We start from the raw sequence: 15116 nt of genomic DNA, 5'->3' as shown, positions 1-15116 counted from the left end.
AGCTCGCGTTCGGAGGGGGTAGACGCCGGAGAGGTTGTGACCAAGGAGATCTCCACGAACCGAATCCGTCTGTTGCTGCGGTAACCCGGAGCTCCAAGGCGGTCGGTAGGAGAAATGAATGTAGGAGAGCGCTGCATGATGTAACGACCAGCACGGATCCCAGGCGCTGTTCATGGTTTCTCAGCAGCTCGATCCCCAGGCGGTGCAGCAACGGGCCAGGGCTCTGGTGGCAGCGGCGAGAGAGCGCTTGGTGGCCCAGTCGGCACAGCGCACAGCCGCGGTGATGCCCCGATTGGAGCGGGTGCTTGCGGCCTTTGCTGCCGAACGCGTCGGCACCCAGCATTTCGCTTCGCTCACGGGCTATGGCCATGGTGATCAGGGCCGGCAGGTGCTGGATCGGGTGTTCGCCCGGGTGCTCGGTGCAGAGACCGCGGCTGTGCGACTGCAGTTTGTGAGCGGCACCCATGCCATCGCCGCTGCTCTGTTCGGTGTGCTTCGCCCCGGTGACCGGATGCTGGCAATTACCGGTCGGCCTTACGACACGCTGGAAGAGGTGATTGGCCTGCGTGGGTCTGGCCAGGGGTCACTGGCGGAATTTGGGGTGGCTTATGACCAGCTTGAGCTCACCTCTTCAGCAGAGGCCGCTGGAGAGGTGGATGAACAGGCTCTGGATCGAGCGCTTGAGATCCCCCGGCGCTTGATCCTGATCCAACGCAGCTGCGGCTACAGCTGGCGCCCTTCGCTGTCGGTGGAGACGATCGGCCGCCTGTGCGAACGGATTCATCGCCGTCAGCCCGATTGCGTTTGTTTCGTCGACAACTGTTATGGCGAGCTGGTTGAAGATCAGGAGCCCCCAGCCGTGGGAGCGGATCTGGTGGCCGGTTCGCTGATTAAGAATCTGGGCGGCACCATCGCCCCAGGCGGTGGCTATGTAGCCGGCCGGGCCGATCTGGTGGAGCAGGCTTGTTGCCGTCTGACCGCTCCCGGGATCGGCAGCGAGGGTGGCACGGGCTTTGATCTACATCGTTTGCTTCTGCAGGGACTGTTTCTTGCTCCGCAGATGGTGGCAGAGGCGCTCATCGGTGCCGATCTGGTGGCCGAGACCTTTTCTGCGCTTGGCTATGCGGTGCAACCCCAGGCCGGTGCTGCTCGCAGCGATCTCATCCAGGCGGTGCAGCTGGGTGATCCCGAGGCCCTGAAGGTGGTGTGCCGGGCCTTTCAAGCCTGTTCGCCGATCGGTTCGTATCTCGACCCTGTGCCGGCGGCGATGCCTGGCTACGCCAGTGATTTGGTGATGGCCGGTGGAACGTTCATCGATGGCAGTACCAGTGAGTTCTCCGCTGATGCTCCGCTGCGCGAGCCTTTCAACCTTTACGTGCAAGGCGGTACCCATCGCACCCATGTGGAACTGGCCCTGGTGCGGGCGCTCACGGCCCTGCATACGGCAGGACTCGTCGATCTGTTCCACACTGGGTGAGGTTTTTGCCCGCTCCCGGCCCCATGGCCTTTGATTTTCCTGAGCAGTTTCGCTACGCCGATAGCCACGAATACGCCCATGCCGATGGCGATCTGGTGCGTATCGGGCTGAGTGCTTTCGCTGTGGATCAGTTGGGGGACATCGTCTTTGTGGATTTGCCCGAGGTGGGGTCCAGTCTCAGCCGCGGTAGCAGTTTTGGCACCGTGGAATCGGTGAAGGCGGTGGAGGAGATGTATGCCCCTGTCAGTGGTGAGGTTGTGGAGCGCAACGAATCAGTGCTCGCTAGCCCAGAAGAACTGCAGAACAACCCTCATGGCCAGGGCTGGTTGCTGGCGGTGCGTCCCTCTGATCTGGCTCAGCTGCAGGAGCTGATGGATTCGGTCACATATGCGTCCAAAGTGGCCGCTGCCTGAGCCGCTTTTTTTTACAGTCGATCGTTCACGAATCGGCGAGAGCGATTTGACGCAGCTTGAACAGCGCCCGTCTTCTGCCGCAGAAACGGTTTCCTCGCTTTCGCCATTTGTGCAACGGCATGTCGGCCCGAGTGAGGCGGACCAGCAAACGATGCTGGAGTCGCTTGGCTTTGCCGATCTCGACGCCTTTGTTAGCGCAGTCGTTCCTGGGGCGATTCTTGATGCCGCTCCGCCTGTGGAGAGCATGCCGCTGGGCTGTGGTGAGGCCGAAGCCTTGGCTGAATTGCGGGTGATTGGATCCCGCAATCGGGTGCGGCGCTCATTGATTGGTCTTGGCTATCACGACACAGCCACGCCATCACTGATCAAGCGCCATGTGCTGGAGAACCCCGCTTGGTACACCGCTTACACCCCTTATCAGGCGGAGATTGCTCAGGGACGGTTGGAGGCCCTGCTCAATTTTCAGACGCTGATCAGCGAACTGACCGGACTTCCGATCGCCAATGCTTCGCTGTTAGACGAGGCCACCGCATGCGCTGAGGCGATGGGCCTCAGCCTCGCTGTGTGCACAAGGCCTGAGGCCAAGCGATTCCTGGTGGATGCTGCCGTGCTTCCCCAAACCTTGGCGGTGTTGCAGACCCGGGCAGAACCGCTTGGGGTGGTGATCGACGTGGCGGAGCCCGAGGCCTTCCGCTGGGATCAAGATGTGTTCGGCATGTTGCTGCAGCTTCCCGGTCGTTGCGGCCGGCTGTGGGATCCAACCGCAGTCATCGCCCAGGCCCATGCCCATCAGGCTCTGGCGACGGTTGCGGTCGATCCCTTTGCCCAGGTGCTGCTGGCCCCGGTGGGTCAGCTGGGGGCCGACATCGCCGTGGGCAGTGCCCAGCGTTTCGGTGTTCCCATGGGGGGCGGTGGTCCCCATGCTGCTTTTTTCGCAACCCGTGAAGCCTTCAAGCGTCAGGTGCCGGGACGGATCGTCGGTCAGTCCCGCGATGCGGAAGGGCGGCCAGCGTTGCGGCTCGCCCTTCAGACCCGTGAGCAGCACATCCGACGGGACAAGGCCACGAGCAACATTTGCACCGCCCAGGTGTTGTTGGCGGTGATGGCGTCCTTCTATGCGGTTCACCATGGACCGGATGGCTTGGAGGCGATCGCTCGACAGCTTGTCGATCTCCGCCTTCGATTGGAAGCAGGGCTGCGCCAATTGGGTTATCCCTTGGCCGCGGGCTGTCGTTTTGACGGTGTGGATGTGCGGTGTGTGCAGGCTCCTGCCGTGCATCGTCTGGCGACGGAACAGGGATACAACCTGCGGGTCCTCCCCGATGGTGCTGCTCCAGATCAAGCCGAGGGCTTCGGGATCAGCCTGGATGAATGCAGCGATGCTGCGGAGGTTGATGCCCTGCTGGCGATTCTGGCCCAGGCGGCCGGCGCTGCCCCGCTGCCGCCGGCTGGCGATGCGCTGCCGGTGTTGCTTGGAGATGCGGCGCTACAAGCGGCTCTCCCCGGTGTTCCCCTACGCGAGGACACCTGGCTTCAGCAACCGGTCTTTCATCACCATCGCAGCGAAACGGAGCTGCTTCGCTACATCCAGAAGCTGGTGAGTAGGGATCTGTCGCTGGTGCACAGCATGATTCCCCTGGGCAGCTGCACGATGAAGCTCAATGCTGCTGCTGAGCTCGCTCCAGTCAGTTGGCATGGATTCGCTGCCCTGCATCCATTTGCTCCGCCGGAACAGCTGGCTGGTCTGAGCCAGATGGTGGCCGATCTGGAAACTTGGTTGGCTGCTCTTACTGGCTTTGCAGGCGTGTCGCTGCAGCCCAATGCCGGTTCTCAGGGGGAATACGCCGGCTTGTTGGTGATCCGAGCCTGGCATCTCTCCCGCGGTGACGTGGGCAGGGATGTTTGTTTGATTCCTACCAGCGCCCACGGCACCAACCCGGCCAGTGCAGTGATGGCAGGTTTGCGGGTGGTACCGGTCGCTTGCGACCAGCACGGCAATATTGATCTCGTCGATCTGCAGGCCAAGGCCGAGCAGCACGGCGAGCGTCTGGCGGCCTTGATGGTCACCTACCCCTCCACCCACGGTGTCTTCGAACCGGGGATCCGCGAGATCTGTGCCTGTGTGCATGCCCACGGTGGTCAGGTGTATCTCGACGGCGCCAATCTCAATGCCCAGGTGGGCTTGTGCCGGCCCGGAGCCTATGGAGCCGATGTCTGTCATCTGAACTTGCATAAGACCTTCTGCATTCCCCACGGCGGCGGCGGGCCCGGTGTTGGACCGATTGGTGTGGCGGAGCATCTGCTCCCCTTCCTGCCTGGGCACCCCCTGGCTGCATGTGGTGGCAACGAGGCAATCAGTGCGGTGTCGGCCGCGCCCTGGGGCAGTGCCGGCATCCTGCCGATTAGTTGGATGTACCTGCGTCTGATGGGTCCGCATGGCCTGCGCAAGGCCACCGCGATCGCTCTTCTTGCCGCGAATTACATGGCCCGGCGGCTTGATCCGCATTTCCCGGTGCTCTTCCGTGGTGAAGGCGGCTTAGTGGCCCATGAATGCATCCTTGATCTGCGCGAGCTCAAGCGCACAGCAGGCCTTGAGGTGGATGACATCGCCAAGCGCCTGATGGACTACGGCTTCCATGCCCCAACCGTGAGCTGGCCTGTGGCCGGCACCGTGATGGTGGAGCCGACTGAAAGTGAAAGCCTGCCTGAACTGGATCGGTTCTGTGAAGCAATGATCGCGATCCGGGCCGAAGCGGCGGCGATCGAAACCGGCGCCAGTGATCCAACCGATAACCCGCTGAAGCGGGCTCCCCATACTCTTGCGGCCGTGACTGCTGAGAGCTGGGATCGGCCATACAGCCGAGCCCAGGCCGCCTTTCCCTTGGCGGATCAGCGTGAGTACAAATTCTGGCCCCATGTTGCCCGCATCGATAACGCTTACGGCGATCGCAACCTTGTCTGCACCTGTCCTTCAGTGGCAGATCTGGCGGATCAGCAGCTGTCAGGTTAAATTTTCATCGAAATCGAAAAAATACCTTTCGGTTTTCTCTGTAGAACGAAAAGTGTTTGCACACTGTTCGGCATCTGCTTCATCGCAGGGGGACCATGACCATCAAATCCACCACACCGGCGTTGCCTGATTGTTTGGAGTCGGCTCTTGAGCGGGGTCACACCCTGCAAATGGAAGGCACCAACGTCGTGCGCGTTCCTTTCGGCGTGCGTCAAGCGCGTCGTCAGCGTCCTGAACGGCCTGAGCGCTGGGCCACCCTGGTGCTTCCATTCCAGCTGCAGGATTCGCCAACCCCGCCTCCTCAGGCTGCCTGAACTGTTTGAAGGAGGAGCTGCAGGGTGTCAGGCGACCCTGATCAGCTGCTCCTCCTGAGACAGTTTCCAGTCGATGAGTGCTTTCACATCCTCCAGCGAGCAGGTGGGTGTCCGAAAAGGAAGAACAGTCATCGGGCTGCGTTCCGGCCTCACTTGCCATGAGTGGTTGGCCTGCTCCACCAGCACGAAGCCGCTGTACCGAATCGTTTTGAGAGCGATGTCAGATCTCATCGAGGTCCGCGGGGCTTGAGCACCTTGCTATTTCAGGGCACAAGATGTGGTGTGCAAGAGAATTTTTCAATCTCTTTGGGATCAACTGATTGATTGCAATCAGGCTGCCACGAAAAGTCTGCTTTCCTTTTCTGGAGAGGGTATCTGGCTAGGAAATGTTGTTACTTACGCTACCTATGTCATCAACGTTGATGCTGGTCGGCTTGTTGCTGGGCGCTAGGGATGGTGTGTGCCCCTGTCGGACCCATCAGCTCAGGAGAAACAGCAGGGCATCGCAACGATCACTGCTGCTGCCACTGCTGCTGCGCAGGCTGCAGTGGGTGGTGCTTTTGAGCAGGCCGATGCCGTCGCCCCGCCCCAGCTGGATGGGTGCGTTTGCTGCTTCGCCTGTGAGCTCGGCGTTGCCGTCGATCATTTGGATCCAGGCGTTCTCGTCACCAAACGCAGGCAGGGGCAGCTCTGCGCCGACTGGGGGCTGGGCACGCCAGATCTGCACGGGTCTGGCGATCGCCATCACCTCTGGCTGGTTCGGAGCGATCAGCGGTGTCCAGTCGGTGCCGATGGCGATTTGGCGTTGTTCGTAGCTCGGCGAGAGGCCAAGTTCGTCTGGTTCGATCCAAACCTGCAGCAGCCTGCAGGGCACGTCTCCTTCGTTCACTTCGCTGTGCACGATGCCCGTGCCGGCGCTCATGCGCTGCACATCGCCAGCGTGAATCACCCCGCTGTGACCCATCGAGTCGCGATGGTTGAGTTGGCCTTCCACCATCACGGTGATGATTTCCATGTCGCGGTGGGGATGCATGCCAAAGCCCTGGCCTGCCGCGATCACGTCGTCGTTGATCACCTGCAGCGGTCCGAAGCCCATCCAATCGGGATGGTGATGACCTGCAAAGGAAAAGCTGTGCCAAGAGTTGAGCCAGCCTCGCTCGCTGTGGAAGCGTTCTCCGGCAGGGCGGAGCACCAGGTCGGAATCACTGATCGATGCTGGTTCGGTCATGGCTTCGCCGTTGGGGAGGTGATGCCGCGTGATCGGCTCAGAGTTGGAGAGGTGTCATTTGCAGAAGACGCTGCAGCAGGTCGGCGATGCTGTCGTCTTTCGGGGGTTTGGCATGGTTGCTGAGCAACTGGCGGCCCACCACTTGGGCGCCGAGGTGGGTGAGCTGGATGCGCAGCGACAGCAGCAGTTCCATGCCGCCACCGCCTGAGAAGGTCGCCATCGCGATTGGCCGGCCATTGAATAGGGCCCTGAAGTCGTCCCCTTGCACCGATAACCAGGCGATCGCGTTGGTTAGGCAGGGCGGAATCGAGCCGTTGTATTCCGGAGCGCAGATCACCCATCGTGGTGCTGCTAACAGTTGTGCCTGGAGAGCTGCGATGGCGGCCGGTGTTTCTCCTTGTTGGGCCCGGGGGGTGAAGAGGGGAAGGTCGATCGTGGTGAGATCAAGCAGGTCTGCGGTGGTGTCGAGCTTTTGGGTGGCTTCAACGAATCGCTGTGCCAGCTTGAGGTTCTCACCGTTGCTGGCAGCGATCACCAGTAGGCCTGGGGCAGAAGAGAGCATCACTTCAAGGCAGGGCGCGCAGGTCTGAAGTCTGAACGCCCTAGCCCTTGTTCAGTTTGTTTTCAGCTCTGCTTCCCGGTAGGGCACAAAGCTGGCTTTGCGGGCGCCGCAGATCGGACACTGCCAGTCGTCAGGAATGGCTTCGAAGGGAGTACCAGCTGCGATGCCGGAATCTGGGTCGCCTACGGCGGGGTCGTAAATCATCGAGCACAGCTTGCAGATCCATTGGCCTGGCACGGGCTCGGAGGCTTCGCCTGCAGTTCCTTTGCCCTGAAATGCCTGTAGGGCCACCCCATAGCGCTCGGCGTGGTGCTGCTCGATCGGAGCCAGTAGGCCGAAATTTTTGGCGGCGGTGTGGAAGATGCCGGCGTGCTCCTTGGATTCATCGATCTGGTCGTTGAATTCCGCTGCGGCGCCACCATCCCGATCGCTGCGCGCTTGGGCGGCGAACTCTGGATACATGGTGGTGAATTCATAGGTTTCACCTTCGATCGCCAACTCCAGGCAGCGGCTGAGTAGGGCCTGCTTGTCGGCGTCGCTGAGCGTGGCGGGATCATTCACCACCAGCTCGGGGTGGAGCAGGCGGAAGTGGGCGAAGGCGTGTTCGGTTTCCTGGGCGGCGGTGTCGCGAAAGAGTTTGGCCAGTTCGCTGTGCCCCAGCTTCTTGGCCACATCGGCAAAGAAGAGGTATTTGCGGTTGGCCATGCTCTCGCCCCCGAAGGCGGCTTCGAGGTTGGCGTGGGTCGTGGGTTTGGAGAGGTCCATGGAGAGAGGGTGGGAGTCGATGCCCTCATCGTAGCCCTAAGTCATAACGACTATGAGTTAGCTCCTCTCGGGGTGCTCCGCGTCTTGATGTCTCAGTAGTTGGCACCGCTGCGTCGTTGGTGCACCGCCGTCGTCGCCTCGCTGTCGAGCAGGCTGCCGTGGCTCACCTCGGCGTAGATCAGCCAATGGTCACCACATTCCATCCGCTGTTTCACTTCGCCGTCAAGCCAGGCAAGGGCTTCGGGGAGCAGTGGTTGGTCATAAGGACTGCTGGAGAGTTCCAGGCCTGCGAAGCGATCGGCCCCTGGGGAAAAGGGCTGCAGGAACTGTTTCATCGTGCTGGTTTCGCGACCCTCTGCCAGCACGTTCAGGGCAAAGCGATCCCCCTTGTGCAGCAGGGCTTCCACAGCACGGTCCTTGGCGACAGCCACGGTGATTCCAGGTGGTGTGAAGCTGGCCTGACTCACCCAGCTGGCCACCATGGCTCCCGTTAGGGCTGTGTTTTCCTGACCTTTTCTGGCGGTGAGCACGCAGAGTGAGCCGACCACCCGGCCCAGGGCAAGCACGGCGGGATCACTGCGGCTTTCGCTCAGGCCACCGGCGCTGCGGCGCTGTTGTTTGCGTTGCTCCTGCTGCAGGCCACGGGCGAAACGGGTGCCGGTTTCTTCCAGGGTGTGCACCGTGGCGGCATCGGGGCTGAATTTGATTCGGATCGGTTCGAAGCCGAAACTGAAGCCGCCATCGCGCAGCTTGCTCTCCAGCAGATCGAGGGCTTCACCGCTCCAGCCGAAGCTGCCGAACACCCCCACGGGTTTGTTGCGATCCCCCTCTGCCAGCACCGTCCCCAGCGCCGAAACGATGGGCGTAGGGGCGTGTCCCCCCAGCGTCGGCGAGCCGATCAGAATTGCATCGGCGGAACGGATGGTGGCCACTAGCTCATCAGCAGGAGTGAATTCGCAGTTGAGGCTGGTCACACGAACACCGGTGCGGCTGACGCCACGGGCCAGAGCATCGGCGATCGCAGCGGTGTTGCCGTAAGCGCTGGCGAACAGCAGGGCCACATTCAGGGCAGCTTTTTGCTGGCTTTCACCCCAACGTCGGTAGTCGCTGAGCAAACTGCGCCAGCTGTCTTCAATGGCGGGGCCATGGCCTGGCGCGATCGTGCGGATGTCGAGCTCCTCAAGCCGTTCGATCACCGCGTCCACTTGGGTGGCCATCGGTGCCATCAGAGAGTCGTAGAAGTGCCGTCGCTCTTCTTCGGTGGCGTTGCGGCTGCTCTCTGCCCACTCCGATGTGCACACATGGGCTGACAAGAGCTTGTCGCTCATCAGCAGGCCTTCGCTCTCTTCAAAGGCGAGCAGGCCACCTGGCCAGCGAGGGGTGGGGGCTGGCAGCAGTTGCAGGCTGTGGCCGTGGCTGAGCGGAATGCGCTGCTCCTGACGGACGACCTGCAGCGTCGGCAGAGACGGCAGAGGCGGCCGGTTGTCTGGTTCTCCTGGCGAGAGCGGTTTCCGTTGCTGCCAAAGCTCTTGCAGCAATTTGGCCCCCGGGTTGGAGCAGATCAGGCTCAGCTGGGCATAGGTGTCGGCCAGGGCACGCAGCAGGGCAACCCGGTTGGGGTTGACGTGACCAACCACCACCTGCAGCGTGTCGCAATCCTCAGGCAGTGCTTCGGCCAGGGCAGGTAGGAACACATCGGCATAGGCCCCACCTGGTGGGTGGACCAGCACCGCGGGCTGTTCCGTGCCGTGGCTGTCGACACCAGCGTCGAACAGGAAACTATTGGCGGTGCTCCCCCGCTCCAGGGCGTATTCCAGCTCGAAACGTAGACGCTGGGGGCTCAGCGCACGCAGGCTGATCAGTCCATTCGTGATCGGTAGGTTCAGCACCTGACACTGGTCTGAGGCCCGGTTCTCCATCGTTGCTGCCGTCATCGTTCACGATCCTCGTTCATGTTCTGGCAGTGGTCTGAGCCCCAGAGCTAATTCCATCTGTTTGATGTCCTTGTCGTGGTGCTGGGAGAGGCAGACATTGATCAGTCCGAGCTTGCGGAGGGTGCTGATCCGTGACTCGACCGCCTGGTTGATGGCTCTGTCTTTTTTGCGTCTGCTGAGCAGCAACAGGATGACGATCAGGAACAGGCTGAGATAGACGAGCGCCATGCTTTTGCCCGAGAGGGCACCGAGCGTGAGCCCGATGCAATACACGGCCAGTGCCCTGATCTTGTTGCTGCGAATGATGCGCTGATTGGCTTTCAGCAGCAGGCCAAACCGTTTGGATTCGCGCCCATCAATGGCGCGAGCGAGCGCGTGTGGGCTCTCACAGCTGTCGAGAAACAGCTCGGCTTCAGGTGAAAACTTGTCTGGTGTGCTCAAAGCTGTTTCAGATCCTGTCGGATGGTCTGAGGACCGGAGCTGGTCGAGGCCAATGCTGCATGGCTCTCAGTAGTGATTGCCAACTTTGCGGTGGTGCACTGCCGTGCTGGCGTCACTGTCGGACACATTGCCCTGCTCCACGACGGCATAGATGATCCAGTGGTCGGGACCTTCCATGCGCTGTTCCACACGGCAACCCAGGTAGGCCAGGGCCTCACTGAGTACTGGACCGCCATCGGCCGCGTTGTCCAGCACATTCACCCCGGAGAAGCGATCGGCGCCGGGAGGAAAACGCTTGAGGAAATGACGCAGCAGTTGTTGGTGGTTGTCCTGACGCAGCACGTTGAGAACAAAGCGATCTCCCACTTGCATCAGGGCTTCGATGGCTCGGTCCTTGGCGACGGCGACCGTGAGGCCCGGTGGCTTGAAGCTGGCCTGGCTCACCCAACTGGCGACCATGGCGCTTCGGCGGCTTGATTCACCCTCTCCTTGGCTGGCAGTGACGACATACAGCCCACCACTGATGCGGCCGAGGGCCTTGTCCAGCTCGCCGTCCAGGCTTTTCATCGCTGCGATCGTTTTGGCCTTGGTCAAGAGTTGGCCGAGGTCGGTTCCCGATTCCTCGCAGCGCTGGTAGTCATTGCCTTGGGGCAGCTGGCGAATCCGTAGCGGTGCAAACGCTTGCTTCTGGCCCTGACTGCGCAGCTGGTCGGCGACCGCATCGATCGGTTCGTCGTTACCGCCGAAGGCGTCATAGACCCCTACCAGCTGCTTGGGATGAAGGGCGGCCAGAAGAGTGCCGATCGATGCTTGCAGCTCGCTATCCGGTTGCGCCGGCCAGGTGGGTGCCACGACGGCTTTGGCATCGCCGATCAGTGCTGTTAATTCCTGTGGATCAGTGGCCCTTAGATCCACGAGCTGAACCTGGGCGTCTGCCTTGCCGATGCCATGCGCAATCGCCTGACTGATCCGGTCTGAAAAGCCGTATTGGCTGAGATAACAAACCGCCGCGTAGCTCTCCCCCTTGCTGCGCTGGCCGCTCCACTCGCGGTAGTCGCTCACCCAGTGGCTGAGGTGATGACGCAGCAGCGGTCCGTGACCGACGGCAATGGTGTTGATCTCAGGTAGACCATCCATCCGCTTCAGTGCCTGCAGCACGCTGCGGGCATTCGGCCCCATCAGGCAGTCGTAATAGAAGCGAAAGTCTGGGGCGATGGCGCCGGGATCACGATCGAAGACGTCGTCGGAGCAGTAATGCAGGCCGAAGGCGTCACAGGTGTAGAGGATTCCAGTGCCGTGGTCGAACGAGAAGATCGTGTCTGGCCAGTGCAGATTCGGGGCACTGAGGAACTCGATGCAGTGGTGCATGCCACTGTCGGCATTCGTGCCGAGATCAAGCGTCTCGCCACTCTTGACTGCGCGGGAGCTGAAGGGCCTGTGCACCTGATCTTTGAGGAACTGGAGCGCCACCTTTGAACCGACAATCTCGATGTCGGGATTGAGATCGATCAGATCACCGATCAGACCGGAGTGGTCCGGTTCGGTGTGGCTCACGATCAGGACATCAATGGCCTTGGGATCGATCTGCTCTTGAAGGAGGGGAATCCAGGTGTCGCGAAATTTGGCGTGGCTGGTGTCGATCAGGGCGGTGCGTTCACCTCGCACCAGAAAGCTGTTGTACGTGGTGCCGTTGCGCAGCCCGAATTCGATGTCGAAGCGACTGCGCTCCCAGTCGAGCGAGCGGATCGTGCTGGTGTCGGTTGCGATCGCTTCGCATTGCAGAGACAGTCGCGGAGCCACAGCAGAAGGGTCTGGACTGCTGAGACTTGCCGTCACCATGGTCGAATCCTGTTCTGATCGAACTCTACGGAGCTCCTTAGGTGAGCGGCGTTGGGGTCAGAGCAGCGGCAAGGCGGGGTAGCCAGTCGACCAGGCCCGGCACGGCGATGATGAACGCCAGTACGGCCACCTGCAGGCCAACGAAGGGAAGCGCCCCCCGATAAATGTCGCGTGTGCTCACTCCCTCGGGTGCCACGCCGCGCAGGTAGAACAAGGCGAAGCCGAATGGAGGTGTGAGGAAGGAGGTTTGCAGGTTGGCGCCGATCATGACGCCAAACCACACCAGGGCCTCCGGCCCCAGCAGCTGCCGGGCTGCTGGTAGCAGGAGCGGTACGGCGATGAAGGCGATCTCGAAGAAATCGATAAAGAAGCCGAGCAGAAAGATGATCAGCATGCTGAACACCAGAAAGCCCACCCTGCCGCCAGGGAGGTTGAGCAGCAGATCGGAAATGAGTTGATCACCGCCGACGCCACGGAAGACCAGGCTGAAGGCGGTGGAGCCCATCAGGATCGCCATCACCATGGCGGTGGTGCGCATGGTGCTCTCACACACATTGGAGAGTTGCTGTCGGCTGAAGCCGCCATTGAGGGCGGCCAGCAGCATGGCGCCAACGGCGCCGATCACCCCTGCTTCGGTGGGGGTGGCGATACCAAAGAAGATGCTGCCCAGGACGGCGAAGATCAGGGCAATGGGAGGAAACACCGACTGAATCAGTTGAAGCGGATGGCTAGGCCCGGCGGTGTTGGGGGGCAGTTGGGGTGCCAGTTCCGGTTTCAGGGCACTGATGACCAAGACATAGATGGCAAAGACAGCCGCCATCAGCAGACCGGGCAGCAGAGCGCCGATGAACAGATCGCCAACGGAGATTCCCAGTTGGTCTCCGAGCACCACCAACACGATGCTGGGCGGGATGATCTGACCGAGGGTGCCGGAGGCCACGATCACACCGGTAGCGAGGCTTTTGTCGTAACCAGCTCGCAGCATGGCCGGAAGGGAGATCAGGCCCATGGTTGTGACGGTGGCCGCCACAACGCCCGTGGTTGCTGCCAATAACGAGCCCACCAGCACCACGGCTAGGGCGAGGCCACCGCGCAGCCGTCCCAGCAGACGACCCATGGTTTCCAGCAGCCGTTCGGCGATGCCCGAACTTTCGAGCATGGAGCCCATGAACACGAACGCAGGGATGGCGAGCAGCGTGAAGTTCGCCATGATCCCCAGGATTCGCTGAGGCAGGGCGGTGACGAACTGAGGTTCGATTTCGCCGCTCAGCACCCCCAGCAAGGCGAAGATCACCCCGATGCCCCCAAGGCAGAAGGCCACCGGGAAGCCACTCAGCAGGGCCACGATCAACGCCAGGAACATGCCGGGGGCGAGCACGGCGGAAGGGTCGAAGCTGATGACCCAGCCGAGAGCTTCGATCTCAATCACAGTGTTGCGCCTCCGTTTTGGTTCGTCTCGTCCACTTGGGTGGTGGCGTTGGGGTTCCGCAGAGCCCAACGCAGGCGCAACGCTTCGGCAATGCCTTGAAGTCCCAGCAGCAGAAAGCCAATGGGCACAAGGGATTTCACCCAGGTGCGCGGCAGACCTCCTGGGTCAGGCGACATCTCGCCGATGCTCCAGGAACGGAGGGCCGGATCGATGGAGATCGCCATCACCCCAAAGGCGAAGGGCAGGAGCAACAGCAGGATTCCATTCAGTTCCTGGCGGTTACGGCGCCGTGTTGACCAGCGGCTTTGCAGCACATCCACGCGCACATGGCCCCCCTTCTGAAGGGTCCAGCCAAGGCCCAGCAGAAAGATCAGGTCGAAGAGATACCACTGGGCCTCGATCAGACCATTCGAGCTGAGATTGAGGCCGATGGCGGATCCCACATAGCGGCCAATCACATTCCAGATGCCAATGGCGAGCATCAGCAGAACGGCCCAGCGCGCCAGCCAAGCGGCCGCGGCATTGAGGCGATCGAAGCACCGCACCAAACCTGCTGAGAGGCCGCTCATGGGCTCACCTCGTCGGTGTTGGTGTTGAACTGCGCCAGCGGCAGTTCATTGATCCGGTTCCAGTTCAGAGTTTCGCGTCGGAAGAGACGCCAGCGTTCGAGCAGATCCCGGAAGCCAGGATCGTCTGAAGCCAGTTCCGCGAACATTTCACCAGTGGCTTCATGGGCCGCCTTGAGGATGTCATCGCTATAAACCTCGAGCTTGATGCCCTGACGGCGGAGCCGCAGCAGCGCTTCGCTATTGCGCTGCTCATATTTGCTCAGCATGCCCAGATTCGCCTCGTAGCAGGCGGTGCTGAACATCGCTTTGTATTCCTCGGGAAGATCAGCCCAGGCTTTGCGGTTCACCAGAGCTGTGAGGCTGGGCCCCGGTTCCCACCAACCCGGGTAGTAGTAGTACTTCGCTGCTTTGGGCAGGCCCAGCTTCTCGTCGTCGTAGGGGCCGGTGAATTCGGCGGCATCAATGGCTCCCCGTTCCAGGGCCAGGTAAATCTCACCTCCTGGCAGCACCTGCACGTTCACCCCCAGGCGGGCCATCACTTTGCCCCCCAGGCCAGGGATGCGCATTTTCAACCCTTTGAGGGAGGTGAGGCCTTCAACCGGTCGTTTGAACCATCCGCCTAGCTGGCCGCCGGTGTTGCCGGCCGGAAAGCTCTTGGCCCCGAAATCGGCGAAGAGGGCGTCCATCGCTTCGTTGCCGCCCCCTTGATAAAGCCAGGCATTTTGTTGCTGGGCTGAGAGGCCGAAGGGCACCGCTGTGCCGAAGGCGAAGGCAGGGTTCTTGCCTATGAAGTAGTAACTGGCGGTGTGGCCGCATTCCACTGAGCCGGCCTGCACCGCATCCAACACCTCCAGTCCTGGAACGATCTCGCCGGCTGCAAAGGGTTCAATCTGGAAGCCACCGCCACTCATCACCTCCACCCGTTTGCAGATGGTTTCGGCGCCTCCATAAATCGTGTCGAGGGACACGGGCCAGCTGGTGGCCATGCGCCAGCGCACCTGTGGCAGGCCGCTGCTGCGGTTGTGTTCGGCACGACGGATCGTGCAGGCACTCAAGGCTCCGGCTCCAGCTGCAGCGGCAAGCGCTTTCCCACTGGTCCGGAGCAGCTGCCGACGTTGCATGGCGTGCTCCTGCG

14 protein-coding genes are annotated in these 15116 nt (G+C 61.5%); 4 read left to right on the top strand and 10 right to left on the bottom strand.

The window, feature by feature from the left end; genetic code table 11:
- Nucleotides 1-172: 172 nt before the first annotated feature.
- From DXY16_RS05285 to DXY16_RS05270, 4 genes are all read left to right on the top strand, one after another.
- Nucleotides 173-1477, top strand: a complete 1305-nt coding sequence (locus DXY16_RS05285) for a methionine gamma-lyase family protein (protein WP_115120181.1) — start codon at nucleotides 173-175, stop codon at nucleotides 1475-1477.
- A 23-nt stretch (nucleotides 1478-1500) separates the two neighbouring features.
- On the top strand, nucleotides 1501-1890 hold the full coding sequence (gcvH, locus tag DXY16_RS05280; RefSeq protein ID WP_115120179.1) for a glycine cleavage system protein GcvH: 390 nt from the start codon (nucleotides 1501-1503) through the stop codon (nucleotides 1888-1890).
- Nucleotides 1891-1936: 46 nt separating this feature from the next.
- Nucleotides 1937-4900, top strand: coding sequence for an aminomethyl-transferring glycine dehydrogenase (gcvP, locus tag DXY16_RS05275; protein WP_115120231.1), 2964 nt, complete (start codon nucleotides 1937-1939; stop codon nucleotides 4898-4900).
- 95 nt (nucleotides 4901-4995) lie between these two features.
- Nucleotides 4996-5214 (top strand): hypothetical protein, encoded by a 219-nt coding sequence (locus DXY16_RS05270; protein WP_115019798.1) that lies wholly within the window; start codon nucleotides 4996-4998, stop codon nucleotides 5212-5214.
- A gap of 27 nt (nucleotides 5215-5241) precedes the next feature.
- On the opposite strand, the gene DXY16_RS05265 is transcribed toward DXY16_RS05270, so the two are convergent.
- The 10 genes from DXY16_RS05265 to DXY16_RS05220 all read right to left on the bottom strand — a co-directional run bounded on the left by DXY16_RS05265 (nucleotide 5242) and on the right by DXY16_RS05220 (nucleotide 15102).
- A complete protein-coding gene (locus tag DXY16_RS05265; protein ID WP_115120177.1) occupies nucleotides 5242-5445 on the bottom strand; it encodes a hypothetical protein in 204 nt (67 codons plus the stop codon).
- 247 nt (nucleotides 5446-5692) lie between these two features.
- Nucleotides 5693-6442, bottom strand: coding sequence for a pirin family protein (locus DXY16_RS05260; protein WP_115120175.1), 750 nt, complete (start codon nucleotides 6440-6442; stop codon nucleotides 5693-5695).
- Between the two features lie 37 nt (nucleotides 6443-6479).
- Nucleotides 6480-7004 carry an NADPH-dependent FMN reductase gene (locus DXY16_RS05255; protein ID WP_115120173.1) on the bottom strand — a complete coding sequence of 175 codons (525 nt, stop codon included), beginning with the start codon at nucleotides 7002-7004 and terminating at the stop codon, nucleotides 6480-6482.
- 51 nt (nucleotides 7005-7055) lie between these two features.
- Complete coding sequence (locus DXY16_RS15315) at nucleotides 7056-7769, bottom strand: rubrerythrin family protein (RefSeq protein WP_115120171.1); 714 nt, start codon at nucleotides 7767-7769, stop codon at nucleotides 7056-7058.
- Nucleotides 7770-7861: 92 nt separating this feature from the next.
- On the bottom strand, nucleotides 7862-9703 hold the full coding sequence (locus DXY16_RS05245) for a diflavin flavoprotein (protein ID WP_244281564.1): 1842 nt from the start codon (nucleotides 9701-9703) through the stop codon (nucleotides 7862-7864).
- 3 nt (nucleotides 9704-9706) lie between these two features.
- Entirely contained in the window at nucleotides 9707-10144 is a 438-nt protein-coding gene (locus tag DXY16_RS05240) for a hypothetical protein (RefSeq protein ID WP_115120169.1), read from the bottom strand.
- Between the two features lie 66 nt (nucleotides 10145-10210).
- Nucleotides 10211-11983: a diflavin flavoprotein gene (locus DXY16_RS05235; RefSeq protein WP_115120167.1), complete on the bottom strand. Its 1773-nt coding sequence runs from the start codon at nucleotides 11981-11983 to the stop codon at nucleotides 10211-10213.
- Between the two features lie 37 nt (nucleotides 11984-12020).
- Nucleotides 12021-13412, bottom strand: a complete 1392-nt coding sequence (locus tag DXY16_RS05230) for a TRAP transporter large permease subunit (RefSeq protein WP_115120165.1) — start codon at nucleotides 13410-13412, stop codon at nucleotides 12021-12023.
- Nucleotides 13409-13981 carry a TRAP transporter small permease subunit gene (locus tag DXY16_RS05225; RefSeq protein WP_115120163.1) on the bottom strand — a complete coding sequence of 191 codons (573 nt, stop codon included), beginning with the start codon at nucleotides 13979-13981 and terminating at the stop codon, nucleotides 13409-13411. Before DXY16_RS05225 ends, DXY16_RS05230 begins: the two co-directional genes overlap by 4 nt.
- Complete coding sequence (locus tag DXY16_RS05220) at nucleotides 13978-15102, bottom strand: TRAP transporter substrate-binding protein (protein WP_115120161.1); 1125 nt, start codon at nucleotides 15100-15102, stop codon at nucleotides 13978-13980. The genes DXY16_RS05225 and DXY16_RS05220 overlap by 4 nt, the downstream gene beginning before the upstream one ends.
- Nucleotides 15103-15116: the final 14 nt, after the last annotated feature.

The sequence above is a fragment of the Synechococcus sp. UW105 genome (assembly GCF_900473935.1).
In the GTDB taxonomy this organism is placed as follows: Bacteria; Cyanobacteriota; Cyanobacteriia; order PCC-6307; family Cyanobiaceae; genus Synechococcus_C.
The sequence above is the reverse complement of the archived record's forward strand: the minus strand, read 5'-3'. Positions and strand labels throughout refer to the sequence as shown.

Bases quoted from the DNA above. Each gene is read 5' to 3' on its own strand.
- DXY16_RS05285 (WP_115120181.1), top strand. From the start codon at position 173: ATGGTTTCTCAGCAGCTCGATCCCCAGGCGGTGCAGCAACGGGCCAGG.
- gcvH (WP_115120179.1), top strand. From the start codon at position 1,501: ATGGCCTTTGATTTTCCTGAGCAGTTTCGCTACGCCGATAGCCACGAA.
- DXY16_RS05270 (WP_115019798.1), top strand. From the start codon at position 4,996: ATGACCATCAAATCCACCACACCGGCGTTGCCTGATTGTTTGGAGTCG.
- DXY16_RS05265 (WP_115120177.1), bottom strand. From the start codon at position 5,445: ATGAGATCTGACATCGCTCTCAAAACGATTCGGTACAGCGGCTTCGTG.
- DXY16_RS05260 (WP_115120175.1), bottom strand. From the start codon at position 6,442: ATGACCGAACCAGCATCGATCAGTGATTCCGACCTGGTGCTCCGCCCT.
- DXY16_RS05255 (WP_115120173.1), bottom strand. From the start codon at position 7,004: ATGCTCTCTTCTGCCCCAGGCCTACTGGTGATCGCTGCCAGCAACGGT.
- DXY16_RS15315 (WP_115120171.1), bottom strand. From the start codon at position 7,769: ATGGACCTCTCCAAACCCACGACCCACGCCAACCTCGAAGCCGCCTTC.
- DXY16_RS05245 (WP_244281564.1), bottom strand. From the start codon at position 9,703: ATGACGGCAGCAACGATGGAGAACCGGGCCTCAGACCAGTGTCAGGTG.
- DXY16_RS05235 (WP_115120167.1), bottom strand. From the start codon at position 11,983: ATGGTGACGGCAAGTCTCAGCAGTCCAGACCCTTCTGCTGTGGCTCCG.
- DXY16_RS05225 (WP_115120163.1), bottom strand. From the start codon at position 13,981: ATGAGCGGCCTCTCAGCAGGTTTGGTGCGGTGCTTCGATCGCCTCAAT.
- DXY16_RS05220 (WP_115120161.1), bottom strand. From the start codon at position 15,102: ATGCAACGTCGGCAGCTGCTCCGGACCAGTGGGAAAGCGCTTGCCGCT.